This is a genomic window from Luteimonas sp. KH_071, from assembly GCF_057838005.1.
In genome coordinates this window covers 3491331-3509193 of record NZ_CM174458.1, presented here as the reverse complement: position 1 = coordinate 3509193, position 17863 = coordinate 3491331, and the positions used below count along the sequence as shown (strand labels likewise).

General features: G+C 69.1%; 12 protein-coding genes. 8 read left to right on the top strand and 4 right to left on the bottom strand.

Annotated elements, in window-relative coordinates; all coding sequences use genetic code 11:
• Together AC3IRM_RS16120 and AC3IRM_RS16115 are read right to left on the bottom strand one after the other, a co-directional pair.
• Positions 1 to 2106, bottom strand: coding sequence for a gluconolaconase (locus tag AC3IRM_RS16120; protein WP_489204099.1), 2106 nt, complete (start codon positions 2104 to 2106; stop codon positions 1 to 3).
• A gap of 9 nt (positions 2107 to 2115) precedes the next feature.
• A complete protein-coding gene (locus AC3IRM_RS16115) occupies positions 2116 to 3285 on the bottom strand; it encodes a class I SAM-dependent rRNA methyltransferase (RefSeq protein WP_489204098.1) in 1170 nt (389 codons plus the stop codon).
• Positions 3286 to 3531: 246 nt separating this feature from the next.
• Here AC3IRM_RS16115 and AC3IRM_RS16110 point away from each other — a divergent pair, with 246 nt between their 5' ends.
• Complete coding sequence (locus tag AC3IRM_RS16110) at positions 3532 to 4491, top strand: TerC family protein (RefSeq protein ID WP_489204097.1); 960 nt, start codon at positions 3532 to 3534, stop codon at positions 4489 to 4491.
• Positions 4492 to 4528: 37 nt separating this feature from the next.
• On the opposite strand, the gene AC3IRM_RS16105 is transcribed toward AC3IRM_RS16110, so the two are convergent.
• On the bottom strand, positions 4529 to 5737 hold the full coding sequence (locus tag AC3IRM_RS16105; RefSeq protein WP_489204096.1) for a GGDEF domain-containing protein: 1209 nt from the start codon (positions 5735 to 5737) through the stop codon (positions 4529 to 4531).
• Between the two features lie 122 nt (positions 5738 to 5859).
• Here AC3IRM_RS16105 and AC3IRM_RS16100 point away from each other — a divergent pair, with 122 nt between their 5' ends.
• The 6 genes from AC3IRM_RS16100 to AC3IRM_RS16075 all read left to right on the top strand — a co-directional run bounded on the left by AC3IRM_RS16100 (position 5860) and on the right by AC3IRM_RS16075 (position 15519).
• On the top strand, positions 5860 to 6657 hold the full coding sequence (locus tag AC3IRM_RS16100; RefSeq protein WP_489204095.1) for a rhomboid family intramembrane serine protease: 798 nt from the start codon (positions 5860 to 5862) through the stop codon (positions 6655 to 6657).
• A 114-nt stretch (positions 6658 to 6771) separates the two neighbouring features.
• A complete protein-coding gene (locus AC3IRM_RS16095; protein WP_489204094.1) occupies positions 6772 to 7833 on the top strand; it encodes a two-component system sensor histidine kinase NtrB in 1062 nt (353 codons plus the stop codon).
• On the top strand, positions 7830 to 9251 hold the full coding sequence (gene ntrC, locus AC3IRM_RS16090) for a nitrogen regulation protein NR(I) (protein ID WP_489204093.1): 1422 nt from the start codon (positions 7830 to 7832) through the stop codon (positions 9249 to 9251). The genes AC3IRM_RS16095 and ntrC overlap by 4 nt, the downstream gene beginning before the upstream one ends.
• Positions 9252 to 9305: 54 nt before the next feature.
• Positions 9306 to 9848 (top strand): superoxide dismutase family protein, encoded by a 543-nt coding sequence (locus tag AC3IRM_RS16085; protein WP_489204092.1) that lies wholly within the window; start codon positions 9306 to 9308, stop codon positions 9846 to 9848.
• A gap of 98 nt (positions 9849 to 9946) precedes the next feature.
• Positions 9947 to 10567 carry a superoxide dismutase family protein gene (locus tag AC3IRM_RS16080; protein WP_489204091.1) on the top strand — a complete coding sequence of 207 codons (621 nt, stop codon included), beginning with the start codon at positions 9947 to 9949 and terminating at the stop codon, positions 10565 to 10567.
• Positions 10568 to 11103: 536 nt separating this feature from the next.
• Positions 11104 to 15519: a beta strand repeat-containing protein gene (locus AC3IRM_RS16075; RefSeq protein WP_489204090.1), complete on the top strand. Its 4416-nt coding sequence runs from the start codon at positions 11104 to 11106 to the stop codon at positions 15517 to 15519.
• 65 nt (positions 15520 to 15584) lie between these two features.
• Here AC3IRM_RS16075 and AC3IRM_RS16070 read toward each other — a convergent pair whose 3' ends face one another.
• Positions 15585 to 16484, bottom strand: a complete 900-nt coding sequence (locus AC3IRM_RS16070; protein ID WP_489204089.1) for a hypothetical protein — start codon at positions 16482 to 16484, stop codon at positions 15585 to 15587.
• Between the two features lie 92 nt (positions 16485 to 16576).
• Between AC3IRM_RS16070 and AC3IRM_RS16065 the strand changes: the two genes are divergently transcribed.
• Entirely contained in the window at positions 16577 to 17854 is a 1278-nt protein-coding gene (locus AC3IRM_RS16065; protein ID WP_489204088.1) for an acetyl-CoA C-acetyltransferase, read from the top strand.
• Positions 17855 to 17863: the final 9 nt, after the last annotated feature.

Below are 17863 nucleotides of genomic sequence, written 5' to 3'. Positions count from 1 at the left end.
TCAGTACAGCCGGATCGGCAACTCGCGCGTCGCGCTGTTGCCGCTCGCATCGCGCACGATCGCGCGCAGCACGTAATCGCCGACCGGCAGATCCGCGGGGTCCCACAGCATCGCTTCGAGACGGCCATCGCGGACGAGGTTGTTGACCGCATAGCGGAAGCGCGTGCGCGCGGCGCCGTGCACGGTGATGCCGCTGTCGGCGGAATAAGCGACGCGCACTGCCTCGCGATGCGGCGGCATGCGGTCGAAATCGATCGTGAAGCGAGGCATTTCGAAGCCGCGCATCGGCGTGCCGTCGGCGGCCAGCACTTGCCAGCCCAGCGCGTGCAGACCGAGGCGCCGGCGCGGCAGGTTGCCGTCCACCTGGTCCCAGGCTTCGACGATGATCTGCACGCCGCCGCCATCGCGCGGCAGGGTCACGCGGCCGTCTTCGCGTGACGTCATGGGCGCATCGAGGGCATCGAGCAGCGCGAGATCGTCGATACGCGGCGCGATGGTGTCGACGAAATTGCGGAAGCCCAGCGTCACCGCGTTGCGCTGGTAGCCGGACGGGCCGAGGATCAGGTGCACGTGCGCCTGCGCGTTGATCGTGCCGATCGCATCGCCCGCTCGGACATGCGTGCCGCGCGGAATGCGCACGCGCATCGGCCGGCCGTCGTCGCCTGCGATCAACTGGAAACGCGGATCGAGCGCGTCGCCGCGCGGTGTGCGGCCGACGCGCATATGCATGTAGGCCAGGTCGTCGATCGTCAGATGCTCGGCCTGGTCGCCGAAGCCGCTCGCGGCATACGGGCTGGCGACTTTCGCGTCGGCGATCGCCAGTACCGGACTGCCGACATCGCCGCGCACATCGAAGCCGGCGTGCAGATGGCTGCGCGATTCGCCACGGATATTGCCGCGCACCTCGCCGAGCGTACCGACGACTTCGTGCCAGCCGTCCTGCGGCGCGAGTGGCCAGCGGCCGCGCGTGTCCGGCAACGCGGCATCCGGCGCGGGACCGACCGCGACGTTGGCGAGGTTCTGCTTCGCACCGGCGCGGCGCACCTGCGTGATGCGATGCACGCGATACGCCGCGGCATCGGCGACCCACAGGCGGTCGAAGCGATCGAACGCCAGACCGGCCGGACGCGCGAGACGCTGCGCCATGTCGCGACCGGTCAGCACGCGCGCGCGACCGTCGGGTTCGATCTGCAGCACGCGGCCCTGCGCGAGTTCGCCGACGTAGAGGCGGTGCTGCGCATCGATGGCGATGGACACCGGTGAGACGGGTGCCGCGTCGGGTTCGTCGCCGTGCAGGGCCAGCGTCGTCGTCGTGCCGTCGGGTGCTACGCGACGCAGTGCATGGTTGCCGGTGTCGGCGATCCAAAGCGCGCCACTCGCATCGAGTGCGAGTCCGCCCGGCGTATCGAAGCGCGCCTGCGCGCCGTCGCCATCGACGAAACCGGGCTGACCGTCGCCGGCCAGCGTGCGCACCATGCCGGCTTCGATCACGCGGATGCGGTCGTTGAAGCCATCGGCGACGAACACGCGGCCCGTCGCATCGACGGCGACGCCGCTAGGCGCATGGAAGCGCGCCTGCGCGACGGGGCCATCGACGAAGCCGGCATCGCCCGTGCCGGCCAGCGTGGTCACCGTGCCATCGGACGCGATGCGGCGGATCGCGTGGTTGCCGGTGTCGGCGACGTAGAGCGTGCCGGCCGCATCGATGGCGAGACCGGACGGTGTGTGGAAGCGCGCGTCGGCGCCGCGCCCATCCTTGAGACCTTCGAGGCTGCCGGCGAAGGTGTCGACGCGGCCGTCGGGCTGCACGCGGCGGATGCGGTTCGACGCGCCGCCATCGGCGACGAGCGCGGTGCCATCGGGCGCTACGACGATGCCGAACGGATCGTCGAACCGTGCTTCGGACCGGACGCCATCGCGCACGCCGCGGTGGCCGTCACCGGCCACGTGCTCGATACGCGCCGGCAGGCCCGCGGGCGGCGGGCCGAGATCAGGCCGCTCAAGCGTGCGCCAGTTCCAGAAGAAGCTCGCCGCGAGCGCGAACGCCGTCAGCGCGGCGACGCCCCAGATCGCAGCGCGGACGCCGGGACGCAGCTTCCGCGCCATGCAGCAGGATCAATCCACGACGCGGCAGAACACCGCCTTCAGATACCGCGATTCCTGCACGTGCGCCATGAACGGATGATCGGCGCCGGCGCCCGACACCTTGAGGATCTGGATCGTGCGGTTGGCGTAGAACGCCGCGCGCCGCAGCATGTCGAGGAACTGTTCCTCGCTGACCAGTCCCGTGCACGAGAACGTCGCCAGCAGACCGCCCGGCTTGACCACGCCGAGCGCGAGCTTGTTCATGTCGAGGTACTTCTTCAGCGCCGGGATCACCTGCTCGCGGTCGCGGGTCATCTTGGCCGGGTCGAGCACGACGACGTCATACGCGTCACCGGCGTTCGACGCATCGCGCAGCCACGGGAAGATGTCGGCCTGCACGAACCTGATGCGCGCATCGTTGAGCTTGGCGTTGCCCCTGGCGATCTCGATGACGTCTTCGTCGATGTCGATGCCGACGACCTCGCTGGCGCCACGCACCGCCGCATACACGCCGAAACCGCCGGTGTTGCAGCACAGGTCGAGCACCCGCTTGCCTTCCACCTGGCGGCTCAGCCACTCGCGGTTCTCGCGCTGGTCGGCGAAGAAACCGGTCTTGTGCGCGCCGGCCGGATCGGCGCGGAAGCGCACGCCGTACTCGGTGATGATCGACGGGTCGGCCGGCACGCTGCCGCGGTAGTCGAAGCTCTCCTGCTTCTGCACGTGTTCGTCGGCGAAGCTGTGGAAGCGGCAGCCGGGGAACTGTTCGGTCAGCGCTTCGTAGATCCATTCGCGATGGCGGAACATGCCGGCGCTGAAGAACTCGACCACCAGCAGATCGCCGTAACGATCGACGACCAGGCCCGACAGGCCGTCGCCTTCGCTGTGCACGACCCGCCAGGCATCGGACACCTCGTCGAGCTTCAGCACCTCGCGGCGCAGCGACACGGCCTCGGCGATCTTGCGCGAGAACCAGCCCGCATCGACCGGCACGTCGGGATGCGTTTCGAGGATGCGCACGGCGATGCGCGAATGGCCGTTGTAGAAACCGCGGCCGATCCACTCGCCTTCGACGCCGATCACATCGACGATGCTGCCGGGCTTGGGGCGCTGCGCCGGCTTTTCGACCAGGCGCTGGAAGATCCACGGGTGGCTGGAACGCCAGGCGTTCTTCAGGTGTACGGTCGGGTAGGGTGTGTTCATCCCTGCGATTTTACCGCGTGCACTTGCCCGTCACGCGCGGTATCCGCAGAATCCGCACCCGAAGGGGAGTAGCTCCCAGCGTGCAGGCCGTCATTTCGAGCAGCGATGCTCCGGTCGCACGGCAGCCCAGGCGGGCTGTGAGCAAGACCTTCGCCGCAATGGCGAAGGCATGTCCCCGGATTCCGGTTCCCGGTTCCCGACGATGTCCGCGCCTTGCGGACCTCCTCCACATGCTCGGGAATCTCGATGGAAACGATTGGCAATGTCTGGTTATGGGCCGGCTTCGGCGGCCTGGTGGTGATCGCGCTGCTCGTCGACCTGGTGCTGATGCGCCATGGCGGCGCGCACAAGGTCACGTTCAAGGAAGCGCTGTGGTGGAGCCTGGGCTGGGTGGCCCTGGCGCTGATTTTCAACGCCGGCCTGTGGTGGTACCTGCTCGAGACCGCGGGCGCTGCGATCGCCAACCGCGTGGGCCTGGAATTCCTGACCGGCTATCTGGTCGAGAAGTCGCTGGCGGTCGACAACATCTTTGTGTTCCTGCTGTTGTTCACCTTCTTCGGCGTGCCCGAAGAACAGCGCCAGCGCGTGCTGATCATCGGCATCCTGCTGGCGCTGGTACTGCGCGCGATCCTGATCTTCGTCGGCGCTGCGCTGCTGGCCCAGTTCCACTGGCTGCTGTACGTGTTCGGTGCGTTCCTGCTGCTCACCGGCTTCAAGATGTGGTTCGCCGCGGGCAAGGAACCGGATCTGGAGAACAACGTGGTGCTGCGCTGGATGCGCGGGCATCTGCGGCTCACTGACGGCTACCGCGGCGATGCGCTGCGCGTGCGCGAAGGCGGTGCCTGGGCCTACACGCCGCTGTTCGTGGTGCTGGTGCTGATCGGCGTGATCGACGTGATCTTCGCGGTCGACAGCATCCCGGCGATCTTCGCGATCACCACCGATCCCTTCATCGTGCTGACGTCCAACGTGTTCGCGGTGCTGGGCCTGCGCGCGATGTTCTTCATGCTCGCCGGCATGGCCGACCGCTTCCATCTGCTGCCCTACGGTCTGGCGGTGGTGCTGGTCTTCATCGGCGCCAAGATGCTGCTGATCGACGTCTACAAGATTCCGGTGCTGTGGTCGCTGGGCGTGGTGGCGGTGATCCTGGCGGTGACGGTGGCGCTGAGCCTGGCGCGGCCGCCGAAACCCTTGCCTGAAGCCTGATGTGTGGGCCTGCGCCGGTGGACGTACACCGCCGGCGTCAGGCCTGCGCCGGCAGGTCCAACTCGACGTCGTGATCAATCACCCGGTCACGACCGGTGCGCTTGGCCAGGTACAGCCGGCGATCGGCGATGGCCAGCAGTCTGTCGAGATCGGTATCGCGACCCTCGCGCATGTGTGCGATGCCGATCGACAGCGTGACCGGCACTTCGAGGCCGTCGATCCGCAGCGGACGCGCAGCGACGGTGCGGCGCAGGACCTGGGCCCGTCGCGCGGCCTCGCCGGCCGACACGCCCATCAGCAACATGCAGAACTCGTCGCCGCCGAAGCGGCCGGCGATATCGCCCGGCTGCAGGCTCTCATGCATGGCTGCAGCCACCGACACGAGCACGCGATCACCGACGGCGTGCCCATGTCGATCGTTGATCGTCTTGAAGCTGTCGGCGTCGATCATCAGCAGCGCGAGCAGGCCGTCGCCGTCACGTCGTGACAGACGGCGATGGGCCTGTTCGAAAAAGGCGCGCCGGTTGTGGATACCGGTCAACGCATCTTCAGCGGCCAGACCCTCGAGCCAGCGCTGCTGGCGTTCGAGCTGCAGCAGCAGGAACGCGAACGTCGCGAAGACCGGGGCGATCAGGAAATACGCGAGCGCCAGCTGCTGGCCCGGGGTGATTCCAGTGTCGAAGGTCGGACCCGATTGCGGATTCCATCCCTGTTCGGCGAGGCGATAGATGCAGACCAGCGCCGCGCCGGCGAACAGCACCAGCAGCGCGCGTTCGGGGCCGGGCCGGCGTCCGCGGCGACGCAATGGTGCACGCACCGACAGCAGCACGGTCAGCAGTGCGGCCATCCAGAACATCGCGATCCGCGCCTGCGGGGCCTGCCCGGGCACCAGCAGCGCCAGCAGCAGCATCAGGGCCGGCAGATAGACCATCGCCCACGACAGCGGCGTGCGCGCAGGTGTCGCAGGCAGGCTGCGCAGCAGTGCGCGCAGCATGGCGGCGTAGCCGGCGACCAGCAGCGCGCAGGCGATCGCCTGTATCGCGCCCCCGACCACCGTCGCAGGTACCGCGAACAGGGGCCACGCCAGCGTCTGAAGTGCGAGACCGGCCGTCCACTCGCGCAGGCCGGCACGCTCCCGGATCCGATGCTCGCGCAGCACCAGCCACGCCATCGCCGCCAGCGAAACCGCCAGCAACACGAACATCGCCAGCAATGTGACCTGCCAGGCATCCACCGTGGCGCGCACCCGTGTCGAATCCAGCCGGGCACGGTACCCCGCGCAGCGTGTTCGATCCGGAACGGCGGGTGAAACAGCGATCCCCGTCACGCCTGCCTTGCATCGGCGACAACCGACGCCATGCTTGGGGCATGCATCTCGACAGCCCCGACGACGCGCCCGACACCGAGGCCCAGCGCCAGCGCGACAAGCGCCGGCTCTCCAATGCCCTGAAGGCGAGCGTCGTCTTCGTGCTGCTGCTGTGCATCGTGTTCGGCGTGCAGGCAGCGATCGACTGGCGCTTTCTCGCGGTGAAGCCCGGCGAATGGAGCGGTCTGCTCGGCCTGCTGACCGCGCCGCTGCTGCACGGCTCGCCCGAACACCTGATTGCCAACGCCAGCGCGCTGCTGCTGCTCGGCTCGCTGGCGCTGGTGGTCTATCCACGCGCCACGCTGCGCGGCCTGCCGCTGATGTGGCTGGGCTCGGGCCTGGGCGCTTGGCTGATGGGCAATCCCGGCTCGCATCATCTCGGTGCCAGTGGCGTGACCCACGGCCTGATGTTCCTGGTGTTCGTGCTCGGACTGCTGCGGCGTGACCGGCCCTCCATTGCGGCCGGCATGATCGCGTTCCTGTTCTACGGCGGCATGCTGCTGACCGTCCTGCCACAGGAACCGGGTGTGTCCTGGCAGTCGCACATGGGCGGCGCGATCGGCGGCGTGCTGGCCGCGTTCTGGTACCGCTACGCCGACCCGGTCCCGCCGCGCCGTCGCTACAGCTGGGAGATCGAAGAGGAAGACGCCGCCCGCGCCGAACTCGAACGCCGCGACACATACGAGCCGCCCGCGCCGCACGACGTACCGGTGCTGTGGGAACGCCCGACGGAGGAAGAGCCGCGCGGCGTGGTGCTGCGGTTTCCGGATCGGCGCGGTGGGCGTAGCGAGGAAAGCTGATCTCCGAAAGTGCGACCCGCGCTCGCTTGAGCCCTCCCCCGCGTGCGGCGGAGGGCTCAAGCCAAGCCCTCCCCATCCCTGTCGACACCTTCCCCAATGCACTACATTGGTGCAATGGCCGACGAGACGCCCCCGCCGCAACCCTTCGATTCGCTGACCACGCCGCTGGTCTGGGCCGATGCCGACGGGCGTATCCGCACCTGCAACGTGGCCTTCGCGCGCTGGCTCGGGGTGGGGCGCAAACGCCTGATCGACCAGCCGCTGGCCGCGCTGGAAGTGGACGGCGACGTCCTGCGCCTGGCCCTGCGCACGCCCGGCGATCCCGCCGATGGGCCGATGCGCGTGCGCAGGCTGGTGCTGGCCTTCCTCGGCGGCGAGCCCCGCTTCGCCGATGCCTGGCTCTCACGCGAGGCCGATGGCGGGCTGCTGCTCGAAGCGCATCCGGTCGACGAGTTCCCCGGTGCGGATCCGACGCTCGCGATGCCGCTCGCGCTGTCGGCGGCGCTGCGCGGCCTGGCCCACGAACTGCGCAACCCGCTGGCCGGTCTCAAGGGTGCGGCGCAACTGCTGGCCAGGCGCGTCAGCGATGGCGAATCGCGTGAACTGGTCGCCCTGGTCGACACCGAAGTGGCGCGGCTGGGCACGCTGGTCGACCAGCTGCTGTCGCCGCGTGCGCCCACGCCGCATCGCGCGCTCAACATCCACAGCGTGCTGGAACAGGTGCTGCGCCTGGCCGAAGCCGACGCCGGCTGGGCGGTGCGCATGATCCGCGACTACGACCCCAGCCTGCCGGAACTCTCCGGCGATCCCGACCGCCTCACCCAGACGGTCTGGAACCTGGTCCGCAACGCGATCCAGGCCGGCGCCGCGAACATCACCCTGCGCACCCGCGCCGCGCTCGGCGTACGTATCGGCGACGCGGTCCACGCGATGGTGCTGCGGCTCGAAGTCGTCGACGATGGCCGCGGCGTGCCCGAGGACATGGTCGAGCAGATCTTCCTGCCACTGGTGTCGGGGCGTCCCGACGGCAGCGGCCTGGGCCTGGCGATGGCGCAGCAGGTCGCCCGCGAACATCGCGGCGCGCTGGTCTACCGCTCGCGCACCGGGCACACCGTGTTCACCCTGCAGCTCCCGTTCCCGGTCGAGGACGACGCGCCGGAGGCGCCCGCCGCATGAGTATCTCCGCCCCGCGCATCTGGGTCGTTGACGACGACCGCTCCGTCCGGTTCGTGCTGGCCACCGCGCTGAGCGAAGCCGGCTACGACGTGTCCGGTTTCGACAGCGCGCAGGCCGTGCGCGATGCGCTGGCCAAGCGCCCGCCACCGGACATGCTGTTCACCGACGTGCGCATGCCCGGCGATTCGGGCCTGCAACTGCTCGATGGCCTAAAGCAGAAACATCCGCAGCTGCCGGTGGTGGTGATGTCGGCCTATACCGATGTCGCCAGCACCGCAGGCGCGTTTCGCGGCGGCGCGCACGAGTTCCTGTCCAAGCCCTTCGATCTCGACGAGGCGGTCGCCCTGGCGGCGCGCGTGCTCGGTGACCACGACACCGCGCCGGACGATGCCCCGCAGCCGACCGGCGACAGCGACGCGCTGGTCGGCGACACCGCCGAAATGCGCCAGCTGTTCCGCGCGATCGGGCGCCTGGCGCAGGCGCCGGTGTCGGTGCTGGTCACCGGCGAGACCGGCACTGGCAAGGAACTCGTCGCACGCGCGTTGCACCGCGAATCGCCGCGTGCGCGCAAGCCCTTCGTCGCGCTCAACACCGCGGCGATTCCGGCCGACTTGCTGGAGAGCGAACTGTTCGGCCACGAGGCCGGTGCGTTCACCGGCGCGTCGCGGCGCTACATCGGCCGCTTCGAGCAGGCCGACGGCGGCACGCTGTTCCTCGACGAGATCGGCGACATGCCGGCGTCGCTGCAGACGCGTCTGCTGCGCGTGCTGGCCGAGGACGAATTCTTCCGCGTCGGCGGGCGCGAACTGATCCGCGTCGACGTGCGCGTGATCGCGGCGACCCATCAGGATCTCGAGCGCCTCGTCGGCGAGGGCCGCTTCCGCGCCGACCTGCTGCATCGTCTCGATGTCGTGCGCCTGCGGCTGCCGCCGCTGCGCGACCGCCGCGACGATGTCGGCCAGCTCGCCGAACGCTTCCTGCAGGCCGCGGCCGAGAAACTCGACGCGCCACCCAAACGCCTCGGCCGCGCCGCGTTGCAGCGCCTGCGCGAACACGCCTGGCCGGGCAACGTGCGCGAACTGCAGAACCTGTGCTGGCGCCTGGCCGCCCTGGCACCGGCCGATCTGGTCACCCCGCAGGATCTCGACGGTCTGCTGACCGCGCGCGCCGCGCCGGACCCGGGCGATGCCGCGGTCGCCGCGAGCGAGTGGGACGACGCGCTGCGCGCCTGGGCCGATACACGGCTGCGCGCCGGTGACGACGACATCCACGCGCAGGCCCGCGAACGCCTGGACCGCGCGCTGCTGGAAACCGCGCTGGTGCACACCGGCGGGCGCCGCGCCGAGGCCGCCACCCGGCTGGGCGTCGGCCGCAATACGCTGACCCGCAAACTCGGTGCGCGCCGGCGTCGCAGTTGAATCCCCTTCATCGACGCGCCGTGTGCGCGGACTAGAGTGGCCGCCATGAACCGTATGAACCGACTTCCAATCCTCGCGGCCGCTGCCGCGATCCTGCTCGCCGGCTGCGCCAGCGCCCCCCGTCCCGCTGCGCCTGTTGCGCCGGCCCCCGTCACCGCGATCGCCAGCGCCGGCACCGCGCAGGGCGCGATCGCCAATCTCGCGTCCGCGTCCGGCTCGCTGGTCAGCGGGCGGGTGGTGCTGTCACCCGACGTCGGCGGCGTGCGCGTGCGCGGCGAAGTGGGCGGCCTGGTCCGCAACGGCACCCACAACCTGCGCCTGCACACGCGCGGCGACTGCAGCGCGGTCGATGCGATCAGCGCGGGCCCCGAGTTCGATGCCCAGCAGGGCATCCCGTCGCGGCAACCAGACTCCGGCGAGCGCGGCCGCATCGTGGCCAACGGCAGCGGCGTCGCCACGCTCGACCTGCTGCTGCCCGGTGCGGTGCTGGGCGGCGGCGCTGCGAACGACATCGTCGGCCGTGCGCTGTTGATCCTGGGCGCGACGCCCGGCGCAATCAGCGCGCGCGTGGCCTGCGGCACCGTGCAGGTGCAGTAACGCGACGACGTACTCACGCGGCCCAGACCCGGCCGCGGGGATGCTGGGTGCACGATGTATCGCGCTGACACGCGCCCAGCTACCTCAAGGAGAGTTTTATGCGTACCCACCGATTCCTGCTGCCGATTCCCGCCGCTCTGGCGCTTGCGCTGGCTGCCTGCGGCGGCGCCGACACCGGCAATACCGGCGACAACGCAGCGGTCGAAGCCGATCGCGCCGCTGACACCTCGACCGTCGCGACGCCGGCTGCCTCGCAGACGATGGCCGCGGCAACTGCCATGGCCGAACTGCAGCCGACCGCCGGCAACCAGACTGCCGGCGAACTGCGCTTCGCAGTGGTCAATGGCCGCATCGAAGTCACCGGTACTGTGACCGGCCTGCCGGCTGGCGGTACCCACGGCTTCCACGTCCACGAAACCGGCGACTGCAGCGCGCCGGACGGCAGCAGCGCGGGTGGCCACTTCAATCCGGGCAGCACCGATCACGGCCGCGTCGGCCAGGGCGCCCATCACGCCGGTGACAGCGACAACATCACCGCCGGCACCGACGGCACCGCCCAGGTCAACGGCTGGCTCGAAGGCGCGACCATCGGCGGCGGTGGCGCGGATGACATCGTCGGCAAGGGTGTCATCGTCCACAAGGACGCCGACGACTACGCGACGCAGCCGACCGGCAACGCCGGCGATCGTCTGGCATGCGGTGTGATTGCCGCCCAGTAGGTCTGCCTTTGTGGCGAGCGGTCGGGATTTCGACCGCGCAACTGGCACGCAAAGAGCGTTATGACGGCGCGGACCAATCCGCGCCGTCTTTCGTGTAGGCCCCGTTCGTGTCGACCGCGGGGGAAAAGGCGTGCGACGCACGCCGACAGACCTGCGTTGGCCATGCGGACGTCGTGCGGCAGGCATCGACAGACGCACATCAATGAGCGGCGGACGCAGGCCGAGTTGCGCAGTGGGTTCCCGCAGTGCAACGGCGACGTCTTCATGCGGTCCTCCTGCGATTCCAACAGCGCACGTCGTAGCGGAGTCGGGCACCCGAATCTGCTAGGGGCTCCTACCAGCTCCTGTCACGCGTGCGCCTCCGAATACCAGACGGGTTTTCTGAACCGCGACGGCGGTCTCTTGACAAGAGCGCCGCTGCTGGGATTCGTTCCGGCATAGAGTAGCTGAATGGCCAGCGCCCGGGGCGCGATCGACTCCCCCCGACGAAGCGCGAAATTTTCGCGACGCTGCTTGCCATTTTCCGGGGATCTTCAATGAATCGCACCAACCAGCTTGCACTCGCCGTCGCGAGTGCGATCGGACTGTCGTTGTCGTATGCCGCGCCCGCCGCGGCCGGCGTGATCTGCGAAGTGAGGGACGACGTCGAAATCACGGTCGACGCGGGCAACGAGGCCACCGGCGATAACGCGGTTGCCTGCGGTGCCGGGAACAACGCGTCTGGCCAGGCCAGCACCGCGTTCGGCGTTGACAATATTGCGTCGGACTTCTCGAGCAGCGCATTCGGTGTGGGTAACGAGGCCTCGAACATCCAGAGCAATGCGTTCGGTTACCTGAACGAGGCAAGAGGTCCGGCCAGCAGTGCGTTCGGAAACGTGAACGTTGCCAACGGGTTGCGCAGCTCCGCGTTCGGTTATGGCAACAGCACGACCGGCGACCACGCCAGCGCGTTCGGCCTGTTCAACCGCGCCGAAGGCACCTACAGCAGCGCGTTCGGCAGCTACGGCACGGTGTATGGCATCACCGACCTCTCGGAGGGCCTGCGTGGATCGCGCTACTCGATCGCGATCGGCGGCGGCGACAGCGCGGATACCGGCGCGCGGATCGGCACCAGCGGCGGCGCCGGTGCCGAAGCGGCGATCGCCATCGGGCATTCGACCACGGTTGCGGACGGGGCCGACAATGCGCTCGCAGTCGGCACCGGGGCACAGGCCCTGAACAACCAGTCGGTTGCCTTGGGAACGTACGCGTTCGCACAAGGCGATCGCAGCATCGCGATCGGCTCCGGTGCCACCTCGATCGGGTTCCTCAGTCTTGCAATTGGCGGACAGAACCAGACCAACGCAGATGCCAGCGTGGTCCTGGGCATCAACAGTTCGGTCCTGGAGCCCGAGGACCGCATCATCGGCGCCACGGATTCCAGCGGGTCGATTGCGATCGGTGCAGGCTTCGCGGGTGCCGACATCGGCACGCCGTTTGGCGGCGCACGTTCGGCCATCGCGATAGGCGACGGGGCCCGGGTCTTTTCCGGCGGGCACCGCGCAATCGCCATCGGAGCCGGCGCCAGTAGTTATGCGGGCGGCGTCGCGATCGGTACCGCAGCCCGGGCCGACGAGGGCGCGGTGGCACTGGGCGAGGGCTCGCTGGCCAATCGCGGTACCGCGCTTTCGGTAGGCAACAACCAGGCCGACATCCAGCGCCAGATCATCAACGTCGCTGCGGGTACCGAAGACAACGACGCGGTCAACAAGGCCCAGCTGGACACCGCGCTGGCCGGAGTCGACCAGCCGTACTTCGCTGCCACCGGGGCATTGGATGGCGGTGACGAGGCCGTCGCAAGCGGCGAGAACAGCATCGCTGTCGGCGCCAGCAGTGTGGCCAGTGGAGATTTCAGCTCCGCTGTCGGTACCGGCAGCACCGCATCGGGTCTGAACAGTACTGCGGTGGGTTACCAGAACACGGCATCGGCCGACAGCAGCAGCGCGTTTGGCAGCTGGTCCCAAGTCTCGAGTAACTCATTGTATTCGATCGCGATCGGCGGTGGCGACGACACGGAGACCGGGGCTCAGGTCGGCACCAGCGGCGGCACCGGCGCCGAGGCGGCGATCGCCATAGGGCGCTCCGCCTCGGTCGGAGATGAAGCCCACGATTCGATCGCCATGGGTACAGGGACTACGGTGGCCAACGGCGCCTTTGGCGCCACCGCGGTCGGCAACGGCAGCCTGGTGGGAGGTGTGGAAGGCACGGCGGTGGGACAGTCCAACCGTGCCGGCGAAGCGGGCAGCGCCGTGGGTTACCGCAACATCGCCAGTGGATCGAATGGCTCCGCTTTGGGCTATGCCAACGTCGCCGCAGGTGCCGGCAGCAGCGCGCTGGGCGCCGCCAACATCGCGGAGGGAGACAACAGTACGGCCCTGGGCAGTCATGGTCGGGTCTACGGCCTCACCGACGCGACGACGGACACTGCGGGCTCGCGCGGTTCCATAGCGATCGGCGGCGGCGACACCGGCGCGCAGATCGGGACCAGTGGCGGGACCGGCGCGGAAGGCTCCATTGCGATCGGCCGGTCCGCCACCGTTGCCGACGGTTCCTACAATTCGATTGCGATCGGCAGTGACACTTCGGTCACCGGAGGTGTTGGCGCGACCGCCGTTGGCAACGGATCTTCTGCGAGGGGCAACCAGGCCAGCGCATTCGGCTGGGCGAGCAACGCGTTGGGATCGGACAGCACGGCAGTGGGCCGCGACAGTGAAGTGAGCGTCGACGGATTCGGCGGTAGCGCATTCGGTATTGCCAATCGCACCACTGCTGCGTTCGGGACCACGTTAGGCGCGTACAACACAGCGTCGGGCTCGCGCAGCAGCGCCATGGGCGTGGACAACACTGCCAGCGGCGTGGACTCGCTGGCACTCGGCCGCGGCAACACGGCCAGCGGCGCCCGCAGCGCGGCCATCGGGTTCGGGGCGACGTCCGCCGACGACGACAGCATGGCGTTGGGCAATGGCAGCGTGACCGAACGGGCAAACTCGATTTCGGTGGGCAATGCCACCGTCGGGGGACAGCGCCAGGTCACCAACGTGGCCGCGGGGACCGAGGGGACCGACGCGGTGAACAAGTCGCAGCTGGACACGGCGGTCGCCGATGCCACGGCCGCCGCCAGCGAACCCTATTTCGCCGCGGATGGGGCGCTCGATGGCAGCGACGATGCGGTTGCCAGTGGCGGGAGAAGCGTTGCTGCGGGCGCCTCCAGCGTTGCCAGTGGGAATTCAAGCAGTGCATTTGGTGCGGACACCGTGGCAGGCGGCGATCTCTCCTCCGCGTTCGGTTACGACAATATCGCCAATGGCTATGCGTCCAGCGCAATCGGATCGCGCAACCAGGCGAACGGCTACAGCAGCAGTGCCTTCGGCCGCTCCAACACCGTTGGGCTCCTGACCGAGTATTCGAGTGCCTTCGGCTCCAACAACGACGTCAGCGGCAACTCCGCCACTGCGGTCGGCTTCAACAACCAGGCCGGGGCAGAGCGCGCGTTCGCGGGCGGCGACAGCTCCCGGGCGTTGGGCCAGGCCTCCATCGCCCTCGGTTCGCGAGCCATCGCCAACGGAACGGACGGCATGTCCCTGGGCACCGAGAGCCTCTCCACAGGCAGCGGGATGGCAATCGGGGCCAGCTCCAACGCAGCAGGCGACGGCGCGATCGCCCTCGGCAATGGTGCGTCCGCCTCCAGCGGCTCGGTCGCCTTGGGTAGCGGCAGCATCGCGTTGCGGGCCAATGTCGTGTCGGTCGGTGCGGTAGACGCCGAGCGGCAGATCACCAATCTTGAGGCCGGCACCGAGGCGACTGACGCGGTCAATCTCGCCCAGTTGCAGGCGGTGGGAACGGCGGCCGGAGACGCACAGACGTCGGCTGACACGGCCCTGGCGACGGCAAACGCAGCACAGATCACCGCCACGACTGCCGCCACTGCGGCCGCCACGGCGCAGGGGAGCGCGGCTTCGGCGCAGTCCACTGCCAATACGGCGGTCACCGCCGCGGCCGCCGCTCAGGGAACCGCGAATACCGCGTTGACCGGCGCAACAGCCGCACAGGGAACGGCTGACACCGCGCTGGCCAATGCATCGACCGCACTGTCGGCGGCGGATGCGGCGAGCACCCTTGCCGGGGCGGCCCAGGGGACGGCTGACACCGCATTGGCGAATGCGGCGACCGCGCAGGGGACGGCCGACACCGCACTGGCCACCGCCAACAACGTGGTTGCCGTGGCCAATACCTATGCCGATGCCGGCGACGCGGCCACGCTTTCCTCGGCCAACGCGCGGGCCGACCAGGGCGATGCCATCACGTTGTCGGCAGCAAATGCCCGCGCCGAGCAAGGCGATGCTGCCACGCTGGCTGCAGCCAATGCCCGTGCCGAGCAAGGCGATACCGCCACGCTGGCCACAGCGAATGCCCGTGCCGATCAAGGCGACGCTGCCACGCTGACCGCAGCCAACGCCAGCGCGGTGTCCGGCAATGCGAGCACGCTGGCCTCGGCTGCCGGTTACACCGACACCCGCACCGCGGCGTCAGTGGCCACGGCTGCCAGCTACACCGAGACCCGCAGCACGGCCACGCTGACATCCGCCAATGCCTACACCGACCAGCGGATCCAGTCCCTGAGCCTGGACTTCGGTGGGCTGCGCACCGAAATGAACGACCGTTTCGATACGCAGGACCGGCGCATCAGCAAGAACGGCGCGATGTCCTCGGCGATGATGCAGATGAGCGGCAACGCGGCCGATGCCAAGCCGGGTCGTGGCCGCCTCGCCATGGGCCTGGGCTACCAGCACAGCGAAACCGCCATCTCGATTGGCTATGGCCGACGCCTGGGTGACAACGTCTCGGTCAGTATCGGCGCGGCGTTTGCCGGTGACGAATCCACCGGCGGCGTCGGGTTCGGTATCGATCTCTGACCCATTGGCCCCATGCCATCCCCGGCACCGCACGCGATGCGGCATGCCGGGCGATCCATCAAGCTTCAGCGCAGCTCGGCGCGCGGGTCCTGGCCTGGCGAGCAGTGCACGTAGACCACCGGCACGCCGTGGGCCTGCAGCACGGCGGCGATCTGCCGCTGGCGGGCTTTGAACATCTCAAGCCCGCGGGCGAGCCGTGCCTCGTCGGTCTCGCCGGCCGCCGACCACAGCCGCCAGTCCTCCGGCGACAGCAGCGCCATGCGGACTTCGCCGTCGACATAGCGCAGCAACGGCTCGGGCGACGCGTCCAGCCAAGCCTCGTCGGCGGGCGCCAGCAGCGCGGTTTCCAGCACCGGCCACAGCGGCTCGAGGCCCTGGTTACGGTACTGCATCGCGGTGATCGCCAGCAGATCGTGCAGGGTCAGATAGCGTGCGTGTTCGATACGGGCGTCGAACCCGTCCTGCACGTACAGCGCGGTGTCGGCCTGGGCCATGCCCTGGTCGAACAGCATCGTCTCCAGGTGCGCGGCGACGGCGCGGGTCGCCGCGGCGTCGCCGGTGAACAGATAGGGCAGCACGCGCAGGCCGCCGCCGACGAGCAGAGTGTCGGCCTGGAACGGCAGGGGCACCGCGCCACCGGCATCGGCGCCGAACGCGATGATGCGCGGTCCCGTGCCCTGCTGCGGGGCGCGCGCGCGCAGTTCGTCGAGCCGACGGTGGATCGGCCAGCCGGGGCGCAGCAGTTCGGCGGGATCAAAATGCGCGGCGGCGACACACAGGTCCAGCGCGCGCACCGCGGGCATCAGCGCGCCGAGGTCGCGACCGATGCGCGTCGCCAGCTGGCCGGCGGCGTCCTGCGCCAGGGCCGCGCGGCCGGGGACATCGCCGCCGGCGAGTTCCAGGGCGAGCACGCCGAGCACCTGGGGGGCGGGAACTTGTCGGGAAATGTCGGGATCTGCGGTCATTGGCCGTGCACGTCGTCAGCGATAGACTCATTCACATTATGCCCGTCCCGGCTCCGGGACATTCCCAAGTCACTCATCCCGAGGTCATTCCGATGCTGCTAGGTCGTCCCGTTGCCGTGCTCGGTGGTGTCCGTATTCCGTTCTGCCGCCAGAACACCGCCTACGCAGACGTCGGCAACCTCGGCATGTCGGTGCGTACGCTCGGCGCGCTGGTCGAGAAGTTCGGCCTGCACGGTCAGCAGCTCGGCGAAGTCGCGATGGGCGCGGTGATCAAGCATTCCAGCGACTGGAATCTCGGCCGCGAGGCGGCGCTGTCGTCGGGTCTGTCGGCGCTGACGCCAGGCATCACCCTGCAGCGCGCCTGCGGCACGTCGCTGGATTCGATCATCACGATCGGCAACAAGATCGCCGCGGGCCAGATCGAGTCGGGCATCGGTGGCGGTTCGGACACCACGTCCGATGTGCCGATCGTCTACGGCCGCGCGCTGCGTCATCGTCTGCTCGCGGCGAATGCGGCGAAGACGCCGAAGGACAAGCTGGCCGCGTTCAAGGGGTTCCGCCTGCGCGAGCTCAAGCCGGATTTCCCGGGCGTCGCCGAACCCCGCACCGGCAAGTCGATGGGCGAGCACTGCGAGGACATGGCCAAGGAATGGAACATCGCCCGCGATTCGCAGGACGAACTCGCCGTCGCTTCGCACCACAAACTGGCCGCCGCCTACGAGCGCGGCTTCTTCGACGATCTGGTGGTGAGCTTCCGCGGCGTCTCGCGCGACAACATCCTGCGTCCCGATACCTCGCTGGCGAAACTGGCGACGCTCAAGCCGGCATTCGACAAGGTGTCCGGTCGCGGCACGCTGACCGCCGCGAACTCCACCCCGCTGACCGATGGCGCGTCCGCGTGTCTGTTGGCCAGCGACGAATGGGCGGCGACGCACGGGCATGAAGTGCTGTGCCACATCCGCGACGCGCATGTGTCGGCGGTCGATTTCGTGCACGGCGAAGGCCTGCTGATGGCGCCGACCGTGGCAGTGGCCGAGATGCTCGCGCGCAACAATCTGACGCTGCAGGATTTCGACCTCTACGAGATCCACGAAGCATTCGCCGCGCAGGTGCTGTGCACGCTGCGGGCGTGGGAGAGCGAGGACTACTGCCGCACACGTCTCGGTCTTGACGCGCCGCTCGGCCGCATCGATTCGACCAAGCTCAATCCGGTCGGCTCGTCGCTGGCCGCGGGTCATCCGTTCGCGGCGACCGGCGCGCGCGTCGTCGCCACTGCAGCGAAGCAGTTGAAGGAACGCGGCGGTGGCCGCGCACTGATCTCGATCTGCACCGCCGGTGGCATGGGCGTCGTCGCGATCCTCGAACGCTGATCGCAGGGC

What these genes read in the sequence shown, in the direction of transcription:
- AC3IRM_RS16065 (WP_489204088.1), top strand. Translation starts at nt 16,577, where the DNA reads ATGCTGCTAGGTCGTCCCGTTGCCGTGCTCGGTGGTGTCCGTATTCCG.
- AC3IRM_RS16110 (WP_489204097.1), top strand. Translation starts at nt 3,532, where the DNA reads ATGGAAACGATTGGCAATGTCTGGTTATGGGCCGGCTTCGGCGGCCTG.
- AC3IRM_RS16095 (WP_489204094.1), top strand. Translation starts at nt 6,772, where the DNA reads ATGGCCGACGAGACGCCCCCGCCGCAACCCTTCGATTCGCTGACCACG.
- AC3IRM_RS16075 (WP_489204090.1), top strand. Translation starts at nt 11,104, where the DNA reads ATGAATCGCACCAACCAGCTTGCACTCGCCGTCGCGAGTGCGATCGGA.
- ntrC (WP_489204093.1), top strand. Translation starts at nt 7,830, where the DNA reads ATGAGTATCTCCGCCCCGCGCATCTGGGTCGTTGACGACGACCGCTCC.
- AC3IRM_RS16115 (WP_489204098.1), bottom strand. Translation starts at nt 3,285, where the DNA reads ATGAACACACCCTACCCGACCGTACACCTGAAGAACGCCTGGCGTTCC.
- AC3IRM_RS16085 (WP_489204092.1), top strand. Translation starts at nt 9,306, where the DNA reads ATGAACCGACTTCCAATCCTCGCGGCCGCTGCCGCGATCCTGCTCGCC.
- AC3IRM_RS16120 (WP_489204099.1), bottom strand. Translation starts at nt 2,106, where the DNA reads ATGGCGCGGAAGCTGCGTCCCGGCGTCCGCGCTGCGATCTGGGGCGTC.
- AC3IRM_RS16100 (WP_489204095.1), top strand. Translation starts at nt 5,860, where the DNA reads ATGCATCTCGACAGCCCCGACGACGCGCCCGACACCGAGGCCCAGCGC.
- AC3IRM_RS16070 (WP_489204089.1), bottom strand. Translation starts at nt 16,484, where the DNA reads ATGACCGCAGATCCCGACATTTCCCGACAAGTTCCCGCCCCCCAGGTG.
- AC3IRM_RS16080 (WP_489204091.1), top strand. Translation starts at nt 9,947, where the DNA reads ATGCGTACCCACCGATTCCTGCTGCCGATTCCCGCCGCTCTGGCGCTT.